This window comes from Occultella aeris (genome assembly GCF_902703175.1).
GTDB classification, from domain to species: domain Bacteria; phylum Actinomycetota; class Actinomycetes; order Actinomycetales; family Beutenbergiaceae; genus Occultella; species Occultella aeris.
Map to the genome: position 1 here is coordinate 66,624 of NZ_CACRYJ010000006.1, position 17,581 is coordinate 84,204.

17 protein-coding genes are annotated in these 17,581 nt (G+C 71.9%); 4 read left to right on the forward strand and 13 right to left on the reverse strand.

Annotated elements, in window-relative coordinates; translation table 11 throughout:
- Window positions 1-62: 62 nt before the first annotated feature.
- Window positions 63-1,430: a PA2928 family protein gene (locus HALOF300_RS01635; protein ID WP_156738910.1), complete on the reverse strand. Its 1,368-nt coding sequence runs from the start codon at window positions 1,428-1,430 to the stop codon at window positions 63-65.
- Window positions 1,431-1,607: 177 nt separating this feature from the next.
- Entirely contained in the window at window positions 1,608-3,935 is a 2,328-nt protein-coding gene (locus HALOF300_RS01640) for a HelD family protein (RefSeq protein ID WP_197522223.1), read from the reverse strand.
- 206 nt (window positions 3,936-4,141) lie between these two features.
- Here HALOF300_RS01640 and HALOF300_RS01645 point away from each other — a divergent pair, with 206 nt between their 5' ends.
- A complete protein-coding gene (locus HALOF300_RS01645) occupies window positions 4,142-4,615 on the forward strand; it encodes a VOC family protein (RefSeq protein WP_156738911.1) in 474 nt (157 codons plus the stop codon).
- A gap of 48 nt (window positions 4,616-4,663) precedes the next feature.
- Here HALOF300_RS01645 and HALOF300_RS01650 read toward each other — a convergent pair whose 3' ends face one another.
- Window positions 4,664-5,056, reverse strand: coding sequence for a winged helix-turn-helix transcriptional regulator (locus HALOF300_RS01650; protein WP_156738912.1), 393 nt, complete (start codon window positions 5,054-5,056; stop codon window positions 4,664-4,666).
- A gap of 202 nt (window positions 5,057-5,258) precedes the next feature.
- Between HALOF300_RS01650 and HALOF300_RS01655 the strand changes: the two genes are divergently transcribed.
- On the forward strand, window positions 5,259-6,134 hold the full coding sequence (locus HALOF300_RS01655; RefSeq protein ID WP_156738913.1) for an SDR family oxidoreductase: 876 nt from the start codon (window positions 5,259-5,261) through the stop codon (window positions 6,132-6,134).
- A gap of 40 nt (window positions 6,135-6,174) precedes the next feature.
- On the opposite strand, the gene HALOF300_RS01660 is transcribed toward HALOF300_RS01655, so the two are convergent.
- From HALOF300_RS01660 to HALOF300_RS01680, 5 genes are all read right to left on the reverse strand, one after another.
- Complete coding sequence (locus HALOF300_RS01660; RefSeq protein ID WP_156738914.1) at window positions 6,175-6,657, reverse strand: nucleoside deaminase; 483 nt, start codon at window positions 6,655-6,657, stop codon at window positions 6,175-6,177.
- A 58-nt stretch (window positions 6,658-6,715) separates the two neighbouring features.
- Window positions 6,716-7,372 carry a response regulator transcription factor gene (locus tag HALOF300_RS01665; protein WP_156738915.1) on the reverse strand — a complete coding sequence of 219 codons (657 nt, stop codon included), beginning with the start codon at window positions 7,370-7,372 and terminating at the stop codon, window positions 6,716-6,718.
- The gene (locus tag HALOF300_RS01670; RefSeq protein WP_231954972.1) at window positions 7,369-8,631 is read right to left on the reverse strand and encodes a sensor histidine kinase; all 1,263 of its coding nucleotides are present in this window, start codon (window positions 8,629-8,631) and stop codon (window positions 7,369-7,371) included. Before HALOF300_RS01670 ends, HALOF300_RS01665 begins: the two co-directional genes overlap by 4 nt.
- 64 nt (window positions 8,632-8,695) lie before the next feature.
- Window positions 8,696-9,565, reverse strand: coding sequence for a hypothetical protein (locus tag HALOF300_RS01675; RefSeq protein WP_156738917.1), 870 nt, complete (start codon window positions 9,563-9,565; stop codon window positions 8,696-8,698).
- A complete protein-coding gene (locus HALOF300_RS01680) occupies window positions 9,565-10,278 on the reverse strand; it encodes an ABC transporter ATP-binding protein (RefSeq protein ID WP_156738918.1) in 714 nt (237 codons plus the stop codon). The genes HALOF300_RS01675 and HALOF300_RS01680 overlap by 1 nt, the downstream gene beginning before the upstream one ends.
- 222 nt (window positions 10,279-10,500) lie before the next feature.
- Here HALOF300_RS01680 and HALOF300_RS01685 point away from each other — a divergent pair, with 222 nt between their 5' ends.
- Complete coding sequence (locus HALOF300_RS01685; RefSeq protein ID WP_156738919.1) at window positions 10,501-11,400, forward strand: sulfurtransferase; 900 nt, start codon at window positions 10,501-10,503, stop codon at window positions 11,398-11,400.
- A gap of 13 nt (window positions 11,401-11,413) precedes the next feature.
- Window positions 11,414-11,866: a SufE family protein gene (locus tag HALOF300_RS01690; RefSeq protein WP_156738920.1), complete on the forward strand. Its 453-nt coding sequence runs from the start codon at window positions 11,414-11,416 to the stop codon at window positions 11,864-11,866.
- Window positions 11,867-11,893: 27 nt separating this feature from the next.
- Here the strand turns inward: HALOF300_RS01690 and HALOF300_RS01695 are convergent, their stop codons facing one another.
- Genes HALOF300_RS01695 through HALOF300_RS01715 form a run of 5 tightly spaced genes read right to left on the reverse strand, consistent with a single transcriptional unit; the run spans window position 11,894 to window position 17,529 of the window.
- Entirely contained in the window at window positions 11,894-12,733 is an 840-nt protein-coding gene (locus tag HALOF300_RS01695) for an HpcH/HpaI aldolase/citrate lyase family protein (RefSeq protein ID WP_231954951.1), read from the reverse strand.
- Window positions 12,730-13,236: a MaoC family dehydratase gene (locus HALOF300_RS01700; RefSeq protein ID WP_156738921.1), complete on the reverse strand. Its 507-nt coding sequence runs from the start codon at window positions 13,234-13,236 to the stop codon at window positions 12,730-12,732. Before HALOF300_RS01700 ends, HALOF300_RS01695 begins: the two co-directional genes overlap by 4 nt.
- Window positions 13,233-13,853, reverse strand: a complete 621-nt coding sequence (locus HALOF300_RS01705) for a biotin transporter BioY (protein WP_156738922.1) — start codon at window positions 13,851-13,853, stop codon at window positions 13,233-13,235. The genes HALOF300_RS01700 and HALOF300_RS01705 overlap by 4 nt, the downstream gene beginning before the upstream one ends.
- A 42-nt stretch (window positions 13,854-13,895) precedes the next feature.
- Window positions 13,896-15,950: an ATP-binding protein gene (locus tag HALOF300_RS01710; RefSeq protein WP_156738923.1), complete on the reverse strand. Its 2,055-nt coding sequence runs from the start codon at window positions 15,948-15,950 to the stop codon at window positions 13,896-13,898.
- Window positions 15,951-15,957: 7 nt separating this feature from the next.
- On the reverse strand, window positions 15,958-17,529 hold the full coding sequence (locus HALOF300_RS01715; RefSeq protein WP_156738924.1) for a carboxyl transferase domain-containing protein: 1,572 nt from the start codon (window positions 17,527-17,529) through the stop codon (window positions 15,958-15,960).
- Window positions 17,530-17,581 lie beyond the last annotated feature (52 nt).

Sequence of the window (17,581 nt, forward strand, 5' to 3'; positions counted from 1 at the left end):
CTTCGGGCCGCGGTCGACTGATCCGCTCCCCGACCGCCAGGCGCATCAGGCAAGGTGCCCGGTCAGGCCCTGCGGCCGAGCAGGTCGGGTACGCCCACCTCGACCAGGCTGACGGTGCCGTCGGGGGCGATGAGCACGAACGAGTCGGCGTAGATGTCGTCGCTCGACGCGACCACGACGATGGTGCCGCCGGGCGCCGTCATCACCCGGGTTGCCTCCTCGCCCATCGGCATGGAGCCGACGACCTCCCCGGTAGCCGCGTCGAGGACATCCAACCGGTACTCGTCGCCGTTGGCCGTCACCGTGCTCTGCAGCAGCACGAATCCGCCCGCCGCACCGGCGGGGCTGTGACCCAGGTAGCTCTGGTCGCCTGACGTCGACATCTGCTCGCGCTGTTCGGGGCTCAGCAGGCCGGCCGGGGTCTTCGTCACCTCGAGCAGGAACTCGCCGTTGTAGATCGGTCCGGGCAGCTCGACGGTGCCGTCCGGCCCGGTCAGCCGCACGATACCGCCCGGGACACCCGGGGACAGCGGACCGTAGTCGAACCGGTTGTCGCCGATGACCACGGAGTCGGTGGTCTCGTCCCAGTCGGAGTCCAGGTACATCCAGGCGCCGCTCGAGTCCGCGAACAGCGACGACTGCCAGGCGTTGACGGTGGGGGCATCCGACGGGGTCGCGGTGACACCGTCCACGGGCAGGGTGCGGAACTCGCCGAGGCTGGTGATCATGACGACCGCGTTCAGGTTCGGGTCGTACGCGTAGGCGCCGTACGCGGCGAGGTAGTCGGCGCCGAGGCCTTCGATGTCATCGGGACCGGCCACCCGGTGGCCGTCGGCCACGGAACGGATCTCGAGCCCGTAGTCGGTGACGACGTACAGGTACTGGCTGCCGGCGGCGATCACCCCGGCCGCCCCGATCAGATCCTCGTTCAGCTGGACGTCCCAGATCGGCTCGCCTGCCACCACGTCCACGGCAGCCAGCCGGATCTGGAACACGTCGTCCCAGATCCAGACACCATCCGCCCCGTACGGCATCAGCACCACGTCGCGGCCGTCCACCTGGGTGAACGCGCCGACCGGCAGGAGTTCGCTCGAGCTGGTCGAACTCATGGCGATCCGGGGTACGCCGAGCACCATGAAGCCGACGAACAGGATCGGCAGCAGCGCGCCGAGCCAGCCGAACCGGAACCGGCGGCGCCGGCGCGGCACCACCGGATCGCCGAAGCCGCCGAGGCCGGATGCCGGCGGCTCGGTGCCCGACGTGCCCGAGATGCCCGAGCCTGCCGTACCGAAACTGCTCGACGGCGCGGGGTACCCGCGCGCGCCGCTCGCCCCGGACCAGCCGCCGCCGGTCCCGGTTTTGCCCCAGCCGGGCATGGGCGTCTGCTGGCCCTGGTGGCCGCTGTGGTGGCTCATCCCTGGGATCGACATGGTGCCCTCCTCGCCTCCGGTGAGTGGCGCCGGGCCCGATGCCCTCACGTCCACGGTGGGACCCAATCACGTCGGGTCACCACAACCGATCTCAGGTTCCGCTCGCCCGACCAGTTGGTGCCGTGCGCCAGGTACCAGCTGAGCGGAAGATGCGAGGGCGGCGCGCCAGGCGCGAGGTCAGCGCGAGCGCTCCGGCAACCCTGCGAGGACCTCCGGGACCGGACCGAGGTGGATCAGACCGAGCCGCGTCGTCGGCCGGGTCATCGCCACGTACAGCGCCCCGAGGCCGCGAGGACCGGAGGCGACGGCCTCCACGTCGACCACCAGGACGCCGTCGAACTCCAGGCCCTTGGCCTGCTCCGGGGTGAGCACAACCACCTCGGCCGTCAGCTCCGGATCCGCGCCGAACGAGACGGTGGTCGCGTCGAGCGCGGCGTCGAGCGCGTCGCCGAGCTCGCCGGTCCGTGCCGCGGGGGCGACGACGGCGAGGTGTCCACCGTCAAGCGCGTCCAGTTCCGCTCGGGCGAGGTCGATGACGTCCGCGGTGAGCGCGTCCGGCCTCGAGTGCACCCGCCACGGGACCTCGCCGCCGGCCCGTGCGGCGACCGGGGCGGGCGCGTCCGGATCCAGGGCCCGCAGCACCGGGGCGGCCGCGTCCAGCACGGCCTGCGGCGTGCGGTAGCTGACGCTCAGGTCCACCCGCCGCCACCGGCGCCGGGGATGCGCCGCCACGAGCGCGTCCCAGGAGGTGGTGCCCGTCGCGGCGGAGGTCTGGTGGACGTCGCCCACCACCGTCAGTGACCCGGACGGCACCCGGCGCAGCAGCATCCGCCACTGCATCGCGGACAGTTCCTGCGCCTCGTCGACGATCAGGTGCCCGTACGCCCAGGTCCGGTCCGCGGCGGCCCGCTCGGCAAGCGAACGGGAGTCCCGTTCGCGGAACCGGCCGGCCAGGTCCTCGGCGGAGACACCCTTCACGCCCGATGCGGCGAGCACCTGCTGGGCGTACCGCAGCTCCTCCCGGCGGCGGGCGCTCAGTCGCGCATCGGTCACGGTGTCATCGACGCCGAGGAGCTCGGCGGCCTCGTCCAGGAGCGGCACGTCCGCCGCGCTCCACCCCGCCCCGCGCTCGCGGGCCAGGACGCGACGATCCGCCTCGGTCAGGTCGGGTGCCAGCTCCGGGCGGTCCGCGATCTGCTCGAACAGGTCCTCGAGGAGGTCCTCCGCCGTGAGCGCCGGCCAGAGCCGGTCCACGACGGCGGCCACGGCGTGATCCTGTTCGAGCTCACGGCGCACGAGCATCACCTCGTGCTCACCCGCGGTGCCGGTGACCTCGGTGCCCGCGCCCTCGACGGCCGACGGCAGCTGGTCCGCCTGCTTCGCGATGGCGGCGTCGACCTTGCGCAGCTCCGCCTCGAACCCGCGCTCGGTGTCCTCGAGGAGCTGCCGGTCGCGGTCGAGCACGAGATCGGTCAGGTGGGGCCAGATCTCCTCGGCGAAGACCAGCCGCGCCAGGTTGTGGCCGAGGCCGGTGCGCCGGGCCTGCTCGGCCGCGCCGGCCAGGACCGGACCGGCCACTCGCAGGACGTCACCCGAGAAGGTGACGTCCACGCCGTCGGGCATCTCCTGGCGTGCCCGCACGGCCGAGGCGACCACACCGGCCATCGCGACGTCGCCCTTGACGACGGCCGCGCCCGGGTCCTCGACGGCCGTCACGGTCGTGCCCGGCAGAACCGTGTTCGGTGTGGCGAGCACCACCTGGGTCTCGCCGAGCGAGGGCAGCACCTGCTCGATGTAGGCGAGGAAGACCGGGCTCGGGCCCACCACGAGGACGCCCTGCTCCGCGATCCGCGGATAGGTGTAGAGCAGGTAGGCCGCCCGGTGCAGCGCGACCGCGGTCTTGCCCGTGCCCGGCCCACCCTGGACCACGAGGACACCGTCGGCGTCGGCGCGGATGACCTCGTCCTGTTCGCCCTGGAGGGTCGCGACGATGTCCCCCATGCGCCCGGTCCGGTGTGCGGTGAGGGCCTCCATCAGGGCGCCCTCGCCGACCAGGTCGCTCGCGGGGGCGTGGTCGAGGTCGAGCAGCTCGTCGTTCACGCCGACGACGGTGCGGCCCGTCGTGCGGATGTGCCGGCGCCGCTGCACGTCCGTGCCGGACGCGGCCGTAGCCGTGTAGAAGTCGGAGGCGACGGGTGCGCGCCAGTCGACCAGCAGCGGGTTCAGGTCCGCGTCCCGCAGCCCCATCCGGCCGATGTAGGTCACCGAACCGTCACGCCGGTCCAGGCGCCCGAAGCACAGGCCGTGCTCGGCCCGGTCCAGGCCGGCGCGGCGCTCACTCAGCCGGGCGGCGTGCGCGTCCCGGTCGACGAGGCCGCGCGGGCCGTCGGCGTCGGCCAGGTTGGTGGCGGTCAGTGCGGCCAGAGTCTCCTCCCGCAACTCCTCCACTCGGGCGTAGAGCCCATCCAGGTACTGCTGTTCGAGCCTGATCGCGTCGGTCGGCACGGATCCCCTTCCGTTCTGTCGGGTGGACTCGTTGACCAACGACGGCGGAGGTGCGGTTGTTCCCGACGGCTGAAGTCGGGCGCGGCTGCTTGGAGCAGCGATGAGTTCGGGCGGTCGCCGGCGTCTGTCGCAGTTGAGCGAACCCGTTCACCTGCGCGTGGATCGCGATCCGAGTGCGGGAGGTACCAGCAGTGAGGACGCCCATCATGCCGAACATCACCCCGAATCTCTGGTTCGAGAGCCGGGCCGAGGAGGCGGCGGAGCTCTACACGTCGATCTTCCCGAACTCCTCGATCGGCCACGTGGAGCGGTACGGGCCGGGGGCACCGATGCCGGAAGGCGCCGTGATGACGGTCGCCTTCAGCCTCGACGGCAAGCAGTTCGTGGGCCTGAACGGGGGACCCGCGTTCGCGTTCACCGAGGCGATCTCGTTCATCATCGAGTGCGCGGATCAGGCCGAGGTGGACCACTACTGGGGTGCGCTCACGGCCGACGGCGGCCAGGAGAGCCAGTGCGCCTGGCTCAAGGACCGGTTCGGGGTCTCCTGGCAGGTGGTGCCGCGGCGACTGATGGAACTGCTCGGCGACCCCGATCCCGAGCGGGCCGGGCGGGCCATGGAGGCCATGCTGCTGATGCGCAAGATCGACATCGCGGCGGTGGAGCGCGCCGCCGACGGCTGAGGGCGAGCGGAGGCCGAGGAGGGTTGAGCGGCGGCCGGCCGGCCCGGGTCAGTCGCGGGCGTCGTAGTCCCGTTGCGCGGAGGACACCTCGGGAACGGAGTCCTCGAGCAGCTCGATGAGACCGATGAGCCGGTCCGCGATCTGTTCGCCGAGCTCGGAGAGCCGGTACTCCACGTGCGGGGGCAGCGTCGCCCTGGCCTCGCGGATGACGATCCCGTCGCGCTCGAGTGCCTGCAGGGTCTGGGCGAGCATCTTCTCGCTGACCCCGTCGATGCGGCGCCGGAGCGCGTTGAACCGGATCGCGCCGTCGCGCAGGCCGGCGACGGTCAGCACGCCCCAGCGGCCGGTGACGGTCTCGAGCACCTGGCGAGACGTGCAGCCGCGCTGGAACACGTCGGCGATGAGTTCTGCGGACGGTCCGGTCTCGGGCTGGGTGGACATGCAGGCAAGGGTAGTCGGGCGACGCTGCATTTGCACTGTGAGATACGCCGCACTGCGAAATCCGTTGCACTAACGAATAGTTAGTGCAAGCATGGCACGAGCCCGATCGGACCGCTGGCCCGTGGCAGGTTCAGGCCACGGCGAGTCCAGATCGAAGCAGCTCGTCCAGATCACCGCACCTATGTCCCAGGAGGATTTCCACATGATTGCTGTCACCGGAGCCACCGGCCACCTCGGCCGTCTGATCGTCGAGGCGCTGCTGGATCGGGGGGTGGAGCCGTCTCAGGTCGTCGCCGCCGTTCGCACCCCCGCCAACGCCGGCGACCTTGCCGACCGTGGCGTCGGCGTTCGGGAGGCGGACTACGACCGGCCCGAGACCCTGGCTCCCGCGCTCGACGGCGTGGACGTGCTCGTGCTCGTATCCGGCAGCGAGGTGGGCCAGCGGGTGCGCCAGCACGGCGCCGTGATCGACGCCGCGAAGGCGGCCGGTGTCCGGCACCTGCTGTACACGAGCATCCTGCACGCGGACACGACGCCGGTGCTGCTCGCTCCCGAGCACAAGGCGACCGAGGAGCTGATCGCCGCCGCCGGCATCCCCGCCACGTTCCTGCGCAACGGCTGGTACACCGAGAACTACGTGGCCAACCTCGACCAGGCACGTGAGCGCGGCGAGATCCTCGGCAGTGTCGGCGACGGCCGGGTCGCCTCGGCCACCCGCGCGGACTTCGCCGAGGCGGCCGCCGCGGCGGCGATCAACGCCGCGGCGAACCCGGCGCAGGAGGCCGTGTACGAGTTGAGCGGCGACGAGGCGTGGGACTACGCGAGGCTCGCCGACGCCGTCGGGCAGGTCATCGGGCGCCCGGTCAGCTACCGGAACGTCACGACCACCGAGCACGAGGCGATCCTGACCGGCGCCGGCTTGGACACCGGCACCGCCTCCTTCGTGGCCGGCCTCGACGCGAACATCCGCGACGGACTGCTCGCCGAGACGAGTGGCGACCTTGCCCGGCTCATCGGACGCCCGACCACGCCGCTGCTGGACGGGCTGACCGCCGCCGTCGGGCCGTCGAAGGCGTGACCTGGTCCGGCTGGGTGAAAGTGTGTGACGGTGCGCCCGTTCAGAAAGCCGGGCGGAACGCCCGCTGGTAGAGCGCCCGCATCTCGTCGGTGAGCTCGGGGGCGGGTCCGTCCGTCCGCGCGGTCGGGACCACGGTGGTGACCGGCAGCGTCGCGACGGGTCCGGGCGCGACGCCCCACTCGGCGAGCCAGCCGGCCAGTTGGGCGGACGAAGCGGCGTAGACGATCCGGCCCAACCCGACCCAGCCGTGGGCGGCGGCGCACATCGGGCAGTGCTCACCGGAGGTGTAGACGACTGCCGTGCGGCGCTCCTCCGGCGTGAGGTTCGTCGCCGCCCAGCGGGCGATCTCGAACTCGGGGTGGCGGGTGTGGTCGCCACCGGCAACGTGGTTGTGGTCGGCGAACAGTTCGGTGCCGTGGCGGGCCACCAGGATGGAGCCGAACGGTTCGTCGCCGCCGTCGAGCGCTTCGGTGGCCAAACTCACGCACCGGCGCAGTCGCGCCAGATCGTCCGCGGAGATCATGCGTACCACTCTGGCACACGCGGCCGGGCGCGCCACCGAGAGTTCGGCGTCACCGACGTCAGGCAGGCTCGGCGATGCCCCGCGAGTATGCCCAGACCACCAGCTGCACCCGGTCCCGGGTGTCCGTCTTCGTCATGATCCGGGACAGGTGCGTCTTCACGGTGCTCGCCTCCAGGTGCAGCGCGGCGGCGATCTCGGCGTTCGACGAGCCCCGGCAGAGCAGTCCGAGAATGTCGTGCTCGCGTGCGGTCAGGAGCTGGGCGGCCGCGACGTCCCGCGGGGTCGCGGCCCGGCGGGTGGCGAACTCCCGCAGCACCCGCTTCGTCAGGCTCTGGTCCACCAGCCCTTCGCCGGAGGCCACCCGCCGGACGGCGTCGACCAGGACGTCGGGGTCGGCGTCCTTGAGCAGGAACCCGCTCGCACCGGCCTCGAGGGCGCCGAACACGTAGTCGTCCAGGTCGAACGTTGTCACCACCAGCACCGGGATCGGGTCGGCGACGTCCGGGCCGGCGAGCGCGCGGGTGGCGGTGATCCCATCACCGCCGGGCATCCGCACGTCCATGCAGACCACGTCCGGGCGCAGCTCCCGCGCGATCCGCACGCCCTCGACGCCACCGGCTGCCTGCCCGACCACCTCGATGCCCTCCGAGCGCAGGATCACCTCGAACCCAGCCCGCACCACGGCCTGATCGTCGACGAGCACCACTGTGGTCATGAGGTTCCTCCCGGTCGGGGGATGGTCAGCCGGACCTGCCAGGCGCCGCCGGCCACGGGGCCCGCGGTGAGCTCACCGTGGAGCATCTGGGCGCGTTCGCGCATCCCGACCAGGCCGTGCCCGGATGAGTCGGGCGCGCCGGTAGTGCCATGGCTGCCGCGCTGCCCGGGCGCGGGGTTGCGGACCGTCAACACGCAGGCCGACGGCGTGTACTCGCGGCGGATGTCGATGCTGCGGCCGGGCGCGTGGCGCCGCGCGTTCGAGAGCGCCTCCTGCAGCACGCGGTACAGGGTGAGTTCCGCCGTCGGTCCCAGCTCCCATGGCTCGCCGTCGACCCGGTCGGTGACCCGGGCGCCCGCGGTGCGGGCGTCCTCGATCAGGGCCCGGAGGTCGGCCAGGCTGGGTTGCGGGGTCTGCTCGGCGCCGTCGGCGCCGCGGAGCAGGCCGACAACGAGGCGAAGGTTGTCGAGGGTCTGGCGGCCCTGGGTCCGGATCCACCGCATGGACTCGCGGGCCCGGTCCGGGTCGTCCACGACCAGACGTTCGGCGGCGGCCGCCTGGACCACGATGCCGGAGAGGTGGTGGGCGGCCACATCGTGCAACTCGCGCGCGATCCGGGACCGTTCGGCGGCCACCGCCCGCTCGGCCCGGCTCTGCTGCTCGATCGCCGCCGCGTCCACCTGCGCCCGCAACGACGCGAGCAGCTGTCGGCGGGTGCCCACGTACACCCCGATGAAGCACGCGACGGCGTAGACGGCGACCGCCGACGCGAGCGAGGCCAAGAGGTTGACGGCAGGTCCGCCGTCGGGAATCGACTCGGCCCCGCCGAGGGCGACGGTCAGCAGTGCCTCGACCACGGCACCGACCCCGATGGTGATCGCGGCGGTCCGTCGGGGTGCGTACGCGCCGACCGCGTACGCCGCCACCAGCGTCGCGAGTCCTCGGATCGAGACCAGGTCCGGCAGCAGCGGGGTCATCAGGATCTGGGCGAGGACGGCGAGGGCGAAGGTCAGCACCGGCGCCCGGCGGCGCAGGATCAGTGCCGCGGCCTGCGCCACCAAGAGTGCGTACACGCCCGCCCGGGCCGGCCCGGTGATGGCAACCACGTCCAGGCCGAGTTCCTCGGCCGTTCCGCCGGCGAGGAGGACCTCGAGGGCGGCGAACCCGATGACGTTCAGCGCCGCCACGACACCGGCCACGACGGTGTCGCGGCCGGTGCTCGTGCGCGGGCGCAGGGAGTCGAGGCGGGCCCGCAGCATGTCGGTCACCTCAGCCCTCTCCTCGATCCGATCGGTTCAGCGTAATGACCCCGGAGGTCCGGGCTCACGCGAGGTCGCGGCGACGGAAGCTCTCCAGCCCACCGAAGCCGAGCACGAGCACCCACGCCGCGAGTGCCGCGAGTCCGCCGAGGGCCCCGAGGCCTTCCGGTCCGGCGAGGACGCCGGCGCCCGGGCCGACCGAGGCGAGCGAGCCGAGCCCGAGCGGCAGCCAGTCCGTGATGGCGGCGCCGCCGCCGCCGATGAAGCTCACGATGCCGCGCAGGATCGGCTCGGCGATGATCAGGGCGCCGACGGTGATCAGGGTCGCGACCTGACCGCGGACGAGGGTGCCGATCGCCTGACCCAGCCAGGTGAACAGGACCAGGACGGCCAGGCCGCGGCCCCAGCTGCCGAGGACCTCACCCGGCGCGAGCGCCAGTTCCGCACCCGGGGTGATGGTGATGGCGACGAACAGTCCGAGCGCGGTCAGGACGATCAGCCCGACGCCGATGATGACGGCCGTGGTGGCGCCGGCAGCGGCCTTCGCGGCGAGGATCCTGGGCCGCGACGGGGTGATCAGGGCGGTCGGCACGATGCCGCCGGTGCGCAGGTCGGTGGTGGCGATGAGGGCGCCGAGGACGAGCATGGCCATCACGGTGAGGCCGACGTTCGAGCTGCCCGGCCCGAGCGCGAGCAGGTCGAGGATCGAGCGTTGCAGGGCCGGGCTGCCGAGGTCCGTGAGCGCGGTGAGGTCCGGGATGAGTTCGGCGGCGACGTCCGGCGGCAGGTCGCTCGATCCGGTGCCCAGGGACTGGACCAGGCGTGGCAGCGAGACGGTGAGGGCCTGGACCGCGATCATCCCGATCCAGGCGACCGCGGCGACGATCCAGGCGGCCCTGGTGGTGCGGAGCTTGAGCAGTTCGGAGCGGAACATCAGAACATCCCTTCGGAGGCGGCGGTCAGGTCGAGGTAGGCATGTTCGAGGGTGTCGCCTGCCATGACGTCGGCGAGTGGGCCATCGGCGAGCACGCGGCCCTCGCCGATGACGACGAGGTCGTCGGCCACCTGGGCGACCTCGGCGAGCACGTGAGAGGCGAGCAGGACGGCGCCCCCGCCGTTGGCGAAGGAGCGCAGCATGCCGCGCAACCAGGCCATGCCCGCGGGGTCGAGCCCGTTCGCGGGCTCGTCGAGGACGAGGATCCGGGGCTCGCCGAGCAGGGCGGCCGCCAGGCCGATCCGCTGGCGCATGCCGAGCGAGTAGGTGCCGACGCGGCGGTCCGCGGCACGGGTCATGCCGACCTTCTCCAGGGCGACGGCGACCGCGGCCTCGGGCAGGCGCGCGGCGGCTGCGAGGACGCGCAGATGGTCGCGGCCGCTGCGGCCACGGTGCAGGCCACCTTGGTCGAGCAGCGCGCCGACGGTGCGGGCCGGGTGGTCGAGGTCGGTGTAGGCGCGGCCACCGATGGCGGCCGTGCCGGAGGTGGCCCGGGCGAGACCGAGCAGGATGTGGACGCTGGTGGACTTGCCGGCGCCGTTCGGGCCGAGGAGGCCGACGACGCGACCTTCCGCGGCCGTGAAGCTGACGCCGCGCAGTGCCTCGACGGGTCCGTACGACTTGTGCAGATCGGTGATCTCGATCGCGTGCATGGGGTCCTCCGGCGGTGGTGTGGTTGATGCCTTCAGCCTGTCCGGACCGGCCTGCGGATTCGTCTGGCGCAGGGGGGAACCCGGGCGCCAACCTTTGGGGGACCCGGTCAGTGAAAAGGTCGGGCACGCCAGCTGACCACCATGTGGACGTCGGCCGTCCGACTCCGTCACCGCGAGGGCCGGGTGTCAGGATGGACTCACCCACCGAGCAAGGAGTTCACGATGTCGCTGCCCTTCGACGACGACCCGAAGTTCACCGCCTACGCCAACCCGGAGCGGCTGGTGAGCACGCAGTGGCTCGCGGATCACCTCGGTGACGAGGGCCTCGCCGTCGTGGAGAGCGACGAGGACGTGCTGCTCTACGAGACCGGGCACATCCCGGGCGCCGTGAAGGTGGACTGGCACCTCGACCTGAACGACGCAGTCACCCGTGACTATGTGGACGGCGCGGAGTTCGCCAAGCTCCTCGGGGGCAAGGGCATCACACGGGACACCACCGTGGTCATCTACGGGGACAAGAACAACTGGTGGGCCGCCTACGCGCTGTGGGTGTTCGCGCTGTTCGGCCACCCGGACGTGCGCCTCCTCGACGGCGGCCGGGCCAAGTGGGTGGCCGAGGGGCGTGAGTTCACCACGGACGTGCCGAGCCCGGCGCCGGTCGACTACCCGGTGGTCCAACGCGAGGACGACGGCGTGCGCGCGTTCAAGGAGGACGTGCTCGGTTTCCTCGGCGGGCAACTCGTGGACGTCCGGTCGCTGCCGGAGTACACCGGTGAGCGCACCCACATGCCCGACTACCCGGACGAGGGCACCGTGCGCGGCGGCCACATCCCCGGCGCACAGTCGGTGCCGTGGGCCAGGGCCGCGAACGAGGACGGCACGTTCCGCTCCCGCGCGGAGTTGGACGCGATCTACCGTCAGGAGAAGGGCCTCACCCCATCTGAGCCCGTGATCGCCTACTGCCGCATCGGCGAGCGTTCCGCGCACTCGTGGTTCGTACTGCAGCACCTGTTGGGCTTCCCGAACGTCCGCAACTACGACGGTTCCTGGACCGAGTGGGGCAACTCCGTGCGCGTGCCGATCGCGCGTGGCTCGGAGCCCGGGGACGTTCCCGCGCCATGACAGACTTGGCTCCATGACCGACACGTCCGACCTGACGGCTGCCCTGAGGGGCATCGTCGACGACTTCAATGCGCTCACGACGGCGGACCGGTTGCAGCTGCTGCTCGAGTTCTCGACCGGTCTGCCGGAACTGCCGGAACGATACGCCGCGCACCCGGAGCTCCTCGAGGGCGTGCCGGAGTGCCAGTCTCCGATCTTCCTGGCCGTCGAGGTGGACGGCAGCGGGCCGGACGCGCCGGTGCACCTGTTCTTCTCCGCGCCGGCCGAGGCGCCGACCACCCGTGGTTTCGCAGGCATCCTCTACGAAGGCCTGAACGGGCTCACCGCCGCCGATGTCCAGGCCGTGCCGAACGACATCTCCGACCGGCTCGGCCTCGCCGAGGCCGTCAGTCCGCTGCGGTTGCGTGGGATGGCCGGGATGCTCGGCCGCATCAAGCGTCAGGTGCGGGAGAAGTCCGGGACCTGATCGGGCCGTCGTGAGGGCTCGAACTCATCAGTCCTGTTCGCCGAATCTGGCCAGGACCGTGCGGGCCTGACGCAGCACCGGCTCGTCGACCATCTGATCCTTGTGCCGGAAGACTCCCGGCTGGTCGCTCGCGGCCGCGAGCACTTCCCTTGCCCACGCGACTTGACCCGGGCCGGGCCGATACGCCGCGCGGATCGTCCCGACCTGCCCGGGATGGATGCAGGCGGTCGCGCTGAAGCCGCTCGCAGTGGCGTCCGCGGCCTCGGCCGCGAGCCCGTCGAGATCGGCGATGTCCAGATGCACGGCGTCGATCGCAGCCTTGCCGTGCGCGCCCGCGGCAAGTAGCACCGCCGAACGGGCCGCTCGTGCGACGTCCCGGTAGCCGCCGTCGCCGGCTCGGCTCGACGTGCCGCCCAAGGACGCCAGCAGGTCCTCGGCGCCCCACATCAGGGCGCGTACCGCCGGAACAGCCGCGATCTCGGGTGCGGCCACCACACCGCGAGCGGTCTCGCACAGGGCGACCACCTCGAAGCCGCCGAGCCGGGCGACCTGCGCCGGCGACTCCGTCTTGGCCAGCATGACCGTGCGGTAGTCGGTGCCGACGACCGCCTCGAGGTCGGCCTCGAACTCCGGGCTGCCGACGGCGTTGACCCTCACGATCGTGCGGGTCGGGTCGAGCCGTTCCGCGCGGAGCGCGGCCCGGGCTCGCGCCTTGCGCTCCGGGGCGACGGCGTCCTCCAGGTCCAGGATGACGGCGTCGGCCCGCTCGGCCGCCTTGGCGAACCGGTCCGGCCGGTCGGCCGGGCAGAACAGCAGCGCCGGTCCCCAGGCGATGCCGGTCCCACTCGCGGGGACTGTCGCGCTCACTGCGGGGCCCCGCTGACCGCGTCCTCGCACCACACGAGCGTGGACCGGACGGCGGTGGCGACGATGATGGCGTCCTGGTTGCGGCCGGTGTGCTCGAGGGTCACGATGCCCTGGCCCGGGCGCGAGGAGGAGAGCCGCTTGCTGCGTACCCGCGTCTCCGAGTAGAGGGTGTCGCCGTGGTAGAGCGGATGGGGGAACGTGACCGCCTCGAACCCGAGGTTGGCCACGATCGTGCCCTGGGTCAGTTGGGCGACCGACGATCCCACCAGGGTGGCCAGCGTGAACATCGAGTTCACCAGCCGCTGTCCGAACGGCTGGCCCGCGGACCAGGAGGCGTCGAGGTGCAGGGCCTGCGTGTTCATGGTGAGCGTCGTGAAGAGGACGTTGTCCGCCTCGGTGACCGTGCGTCCCGGGCGGTGCTGGTAGAGCACACCCGTGTCGAACTCCTCGTAGTACAGGCCCCGCTGCACCACGACGGCGCGCGGCTCGCTCGGTTCGCTCATGTCGGGATCGACCTCCGCGGAGCTGGGTCGGCAGGGTCGTCCGATCCGGCGCGGCTGCCCAGGAGGCGCCAGGTGCCGGGCAGGAGGAGCGCCACCGCTGCTGCCTTGAGCGCGTCGCCGACGAGGAACGGGAGTACTCCCAGGGCGATCGCCTCGGGCAGGCCGACCCCCAGCGCGACCATGAGCCAGGGGACCCCGAACAGGTAGATCACCGCGCCCGCCGCCGCATACATGGCGGCGGCTCGCCACACGGAGCGATCCGCCCCGCGGGCGGCCAGCCAGCCCGCGAGGGCGGCGGCCGGTAGGTAGCCGAGTGCATAGCCGAAGGAGGCGGCCTCCCATCCGGAGCCCCAGCCGGCGAACACCGGCGCGCCGATGATTCCGGCGACCAGGAACAGGCCGAGGCTGAGCGTGGCTCGGACCGGTCCCAGCGAGGCTCCGACGGCGAGCGCGGCGAACGTGCCGAGCGTCAGCGGGACCGGGGTGAACGGCAGCGGCACGGAGATCTGGCCGACCAGAGCGACGGTGGTGGCGCCGCCGACGACGAGGGCAACGTCACGCAGACGCGTCGCGGGGAGCAGATCGCCCAGCACGGGCGGGCTGAGGGTCATCGACATTCGGTTTCTCCGATCGGGGGCGATACGCGTTGACGTGGTCGATCATGGCGCAGGTGCGCCGGTCGCCACACTGCCCGCACCGTCCGTCTCACCGTCGCTGGTGCCGTCGGCAGTGACGGTGAACAGTTCCTGCCCTGACGTGACCTGGGCGCCTGGTGCCACGGCGACGGCACTGACGGTGCCATCGTGCGGCGCCGTCAGCGTCACCTCCATCTTCATGGCCTCGAGCACGCCGAGGTACTCACCCTTGATGACGGTCTGTCCCGGCCGGACGACGACGTCCAGGACGAGCCCGGGCATCGGTGCACGGACGAGCTCCTCGGTGGGCGCCGTGTGTTCCGGGGCCAGGCTGCCGGCTGGCCGGATCGTGTAGTTCTGGCCGTGCAGGCAGACGACGGCGGCCCCGTGGTCGAGCTCGTACGTCACCTCGTGCACGACGCCGTCGATCTCCAGCCGGGCCCGGCCCGGCGGGGCGAGCATCGGGCGCACGGTCGCGACCCCGGCGCCTCCGGCTCCGACGTGCTCTCCCGCGTCGGGCCGCCTGGCGTCTCGAGGGCGGCCGTCCTCCACACGCACCTCGTGCGCGCTCCGGTCCACCCGGACGACGTGCCGACCCCGGCCCACGGTGAGGCTGCGGACGACCGGGGCAGCTGGTCCGCCGTCGCGCCAGCCGTCCCCTGCTCGGAACGGGTGCGCGGGAGCCGCACCGTCTGCCAGCAGCCACCCCGCCACGACGAGTGCGAGGTCGGAGGACTCGGCCGGGAACGGTGCGCCGGCGCCGTCCAGCCATGCCGTGTCGATCTCGGCGGCGGTGAACTCGGGGCCGGCGACCAGGCGGCGCAGGAACCCGAGGTTAGTGGTGAGTCCGATGATTGCGGAGTCGTCGATCGCCTCGATGAGCCGGTGGCGTGCGGCCTCGCGCGTCGGTGCGTGGGCGATGATCTTGGCGAGCATCGGGTCGTACCAGGTGCCGACCTGCTGACCGCTGGCGAGGGCTTCGTCGACCCGGGCCCGCGTGGACCAGCGCACCGTCCGGGTGAACCCGGCCTGCGGAAGGAACTGGGCGTCCGGGTCCTCGGCGTAGACGCGGGCCTCGATGGCGTGCCCGGTGACCGTGACCTGGTCCTGGGTGAACGTGAGGGCCTCGCCCTGGGCGATGCGGAGCTGCTCGGCGACCAGGTCGATGCCAGTGACGAGCTCGGTCACCGGGTGCTCGACCTGGAGCCGAGTGTTCATCTCGAGGAAGTACGCCTGCTCGTCCTCCACCAGGAACTCCACGGTGCCCGCATTCACGTATCCGACCTCGGTCGCGAGCCGGATCGCGGCGCTCGTCACGCTCTCTCGCACAGCGGCGCTGATGGTCGGCGCCGGAGCCTCCTCGACGACCTTCTGGTGACGCCGCTGCACCGAGCAGTCCCGGTCGAACAGGTGCAGCACGTGGCCATGGGAATCCGCGATCACCTGGACCTCGATGTGGCGGCCGTGCTCGACGTAGCGCTCGATGAGCATCGTGTCGTCGCCGAAGGCCGCCTTCGCCTCGCGGCGAGCGGCGGCGAGGGCCGCAGGCAGCGCGGAGGCTTCACGGACGATGCGCATGCCCTTGCCGCCCCCGCCCGAGACGGCCTTGACCAGGAGTGGGAAGCCGATCCCGGCGCGTGCGGCGGCCATGAGCGACTCGTCGTCGGCGCCCTCGACCGCGGGCAGCATCGGCACACCGGCCTTCGCAGCGATCCGGCGCGCCTCATCCTTGCGGCCCATGAGGTCGATCACCTCCGGCGTTGGGCCCACGAACACCAGACCCGCGTCCCGGCAGGCTGCCGCGAACTCCGCCCGTTCGGAGAGGAAGCCGTAGCCGGGGTGCACCGCGTCCGCGCCGGACCGGGCGGCGCCATCGATCAGAGCGGGGATCGACAGGTAGGACTCGGCGGCTGGTGGCGGACCCAGCCGGACCGCGGCGTCGGCGATCCGCACGTGCGGTGCGTCTCGGTCCGCGTCGGAGTAGACGGCAACGGTCCGAAGACCGGCGTCGCGGGCGGCCCGCAGTACCCGGACCGCGATCTCGCCACGGTTGGCGACCAGGAGTGTTCCGAAGGTCATGCGTGCCTCACATCCGGAAGATGCCGTAGCCGGGCTCCGGGATCGGGGCATTCGAGGCCGCGGCCAGCCCCATCCCGAGGACCCGCCGGGTGTCGAGCGGATCGATGATGCCGTCGTCCCAGAGGCGCGCCGTCGAGTAGTAGGGCGAGCCCTGCCGCTCGTACTGCTCGTGGATGCCGGCGACGAACTCGGCCTCCTGCTCGGCGGGCCACTCGCCGCCGCGCGCTGCGATGCCGTCACGTCGGACGGTGGCCAGCACGGACGCGGCCTGCTCGCCGCCCATCACCGAGATGCGGGCGTTCGGCCACATCCACAGGAAGCGAGGGTCGAAGGCGCGTCCGGCCATGCCGTAGTTGCCGGCCCCGAAGGAGCCCCCGATCACCACGGTGAATTTCGGTACGACGGAGCAGGCGACGGCAGTGACCAGCTTCGCGCCATCCTTGGCGATGCCGCCGCGTTCGTACTCGCGCCCGACCATGAAGCCGCTGATGTTCTGGAGGAACACGAGGGGGATGCCCCGCTGGTTGCACAGCTCGATGAAGTGCGCGCCCTTCAGTGCCGACTCGCTGAACAGGATCCCGTTGTTGGCCACGATGCCGACCGGGAATCCCCACACATGCGCGAAGCCGCAGACCAGACTCTGCCCGTAGAGCTCCTTGAACTCGGCGAACCGGGAGCCGTCGACGATCCGGGTGATGACCTCACGGACGTCATAGGAGATGCGGGGATCGGTCGGGACGAGGTCGAGCAGGGCTGCCGGGTCCTTCGCCGGTTCCTCGACGGCGATCTGCTGGATCGACGGGTCCGCCGGGTGCTGGAACGTTGTCACGATCCGCCGCAGGATGGCGACGGCGTCCTCGTCGTCGTTCGCGAGGTGGTCCACGACGCCGGAGACCCGGGCGTGCACGTCGCCGCCGCCGAGGTCCTCGGCGGTCACGACCTCGCCGGTCGCCGCCTTCACCAGCGGCGGGCCGGCCAGGAAGATCGTGCCCTGGTTCCGCACGATCACCGACTCGTCGGACATCGCGGGCACATAGGCACCGCCTGCGGTGCACGAGCCCATCACGGCAGCGATCTGGGGGATGCCACGGGAGGAGAGGCTGGCCTGGTTGAAGAAGATCCGGCCGAAGTGGTCCCGGTCCGGAAAGACCTCGTCCTGGAGTGGCAGGTAGGCGCCGCCCGAGTCGACGAGGTAGATGCACGGCAGTCGGTTCGCCGCTGCGATCTCCTGGGCGCGCAAGTGCTTCTTGACGGTCACCGGGTAGTAGGTGCCGCCCTTGACGGTCGCGTCGTTCGCCACGATGACGCAGGTCCGCCCGGACACCTGGCCGAGGCCGGTGACGATCCCGGCGGCTGGGACGTCACCGTCGTACAGGTCGTAGGCAGCGAGGGGCGAGAGTTCGAGGAACGGGGAACCCGGGTCGAGGAGTCGATCGATCCGGTCGCGGACCAGCAGCTTGCCCCGAGCGAGATGCCGCTCACGGGAGGACTCGCTGCCGCCCATTCGGACCGTGGCCAGGCGGTCGCGCAACTCGGCGGTGAGCGACGAGAGTGTCGCGACCGGATCGGCCTTCGCCATGACGGCACTCCTGTCGCGAGTTAGCAATCGATAACGTCGACGTTAGCAGTCG

Bases quoted from the DNA above. Each gene is read 5' to 3' on its own strand.
- HALOF300_RS01655 (WP_156738913.1), top strand. From the start codon at position 5,259: ATGATTGCTGTCACCGGAGCCACCGGCCACCTCGGCCGTCTGATCGTC.
- HALOF300_RS01645 (WP_156738911.1), top strand. From the start codon at position 4,142: ATGCCGAACATCACCCCGAATCTCTGGTTCGAGAGCCGGGCCGAGGAG.
- HALOF300_RS01685 (WP_156738919.1), top strand. From the start codon at position 10,501: ATGTCGCTGCCCTTCGACGACGACCCGAAGTTCACCGCCTACGCCAAC.
- HALOF300_RS01715 (WP_156738924.1), bottom strand. From the start codon at position 17,529: ATGGCGAAGGCCGATCCGGTCGCGACACTCTCGTCGCTCACCGCCGAG.
- HALOF300_RS01665 (WP_156738915.1), bottom strand. From the start codon at position 7,372: ATGACCACAGTGGTGCTCGTCGACGATCAGGCCGTGGTGCGGGCTGGG.
- HALOF300_RS01680 (WP_156738918.1), bottom strand. From the start codon at position 10,278: ATGCACGCGATCGAGATCACCGATCTGCACAAGTCGTACGGACCCGTC.
- HALOF300_RS01700 (WP_156738921.1), bottom strand. From the start codon at position 13,236: ATGAGCGAACCGAGCGAGCCGCGCGCCGTCGTGGTGCAGCGGGGCCTG.
- HALOF300_RS01635 (WP_156738910.1), bottom strand. From the start codon at position 1,430: ATGTCGATCCCAGGGATGAGCCACCACAGCGGCCACCAGGGCCAGCAG.
- HALOF300_RS01650 (WP_156738912.1), bottom strand. From the start codon at position 5,056: ATGTCCACCCAGCCCGAGACCGGACCGTCCGCAGAACTCATCGCCGAC.
- HALOF300_RS01690 (WP_156738920.1), top strand. From the start codon at position 11,414: ATGACCGACACGTCCGACCTGACGGCTGCCCTGAGGGGCATCGTCGAC.
- HALOF300_RS01670 (WP_231954972.1), bottom strand. From the start codon at position 8,631: ATGCTGCGGGCCCGCCTCGACTCCCTGCGCCCGCGCACGAGCACCGGC.
- HALOF300_RS01705 (WP_156738922.1), bottom strand. From the start codon at position 13,853: ATGTCGATGACCCTCAGCCCGCCCGTGCTGGGCGATCTGCTCCCCGCG.
- HALOF300_RS01710 (WP_156738923.1), bottom strand. From the start codon at position 15,950: ATGACCTTCGGAACACTCCTGGTCGCCAACCGTGGCGAGATCGCGGTC.
- HALOF300_RS01675 (WP_156738917.1), bottom strand. From the start codon at position 9,565: ATGTTCCGCTCCGAACTGCTCAAGCTCCGCACCACCAGGGCCGCCTGG.
- HALOF300_RS01660 (WP_156738914.1), bottom strand. From the start codon at position 6,657: ATGATCTCCGCGGACGATCTGGCGCGACTGCGCCGGTGCGTGAGTTTG.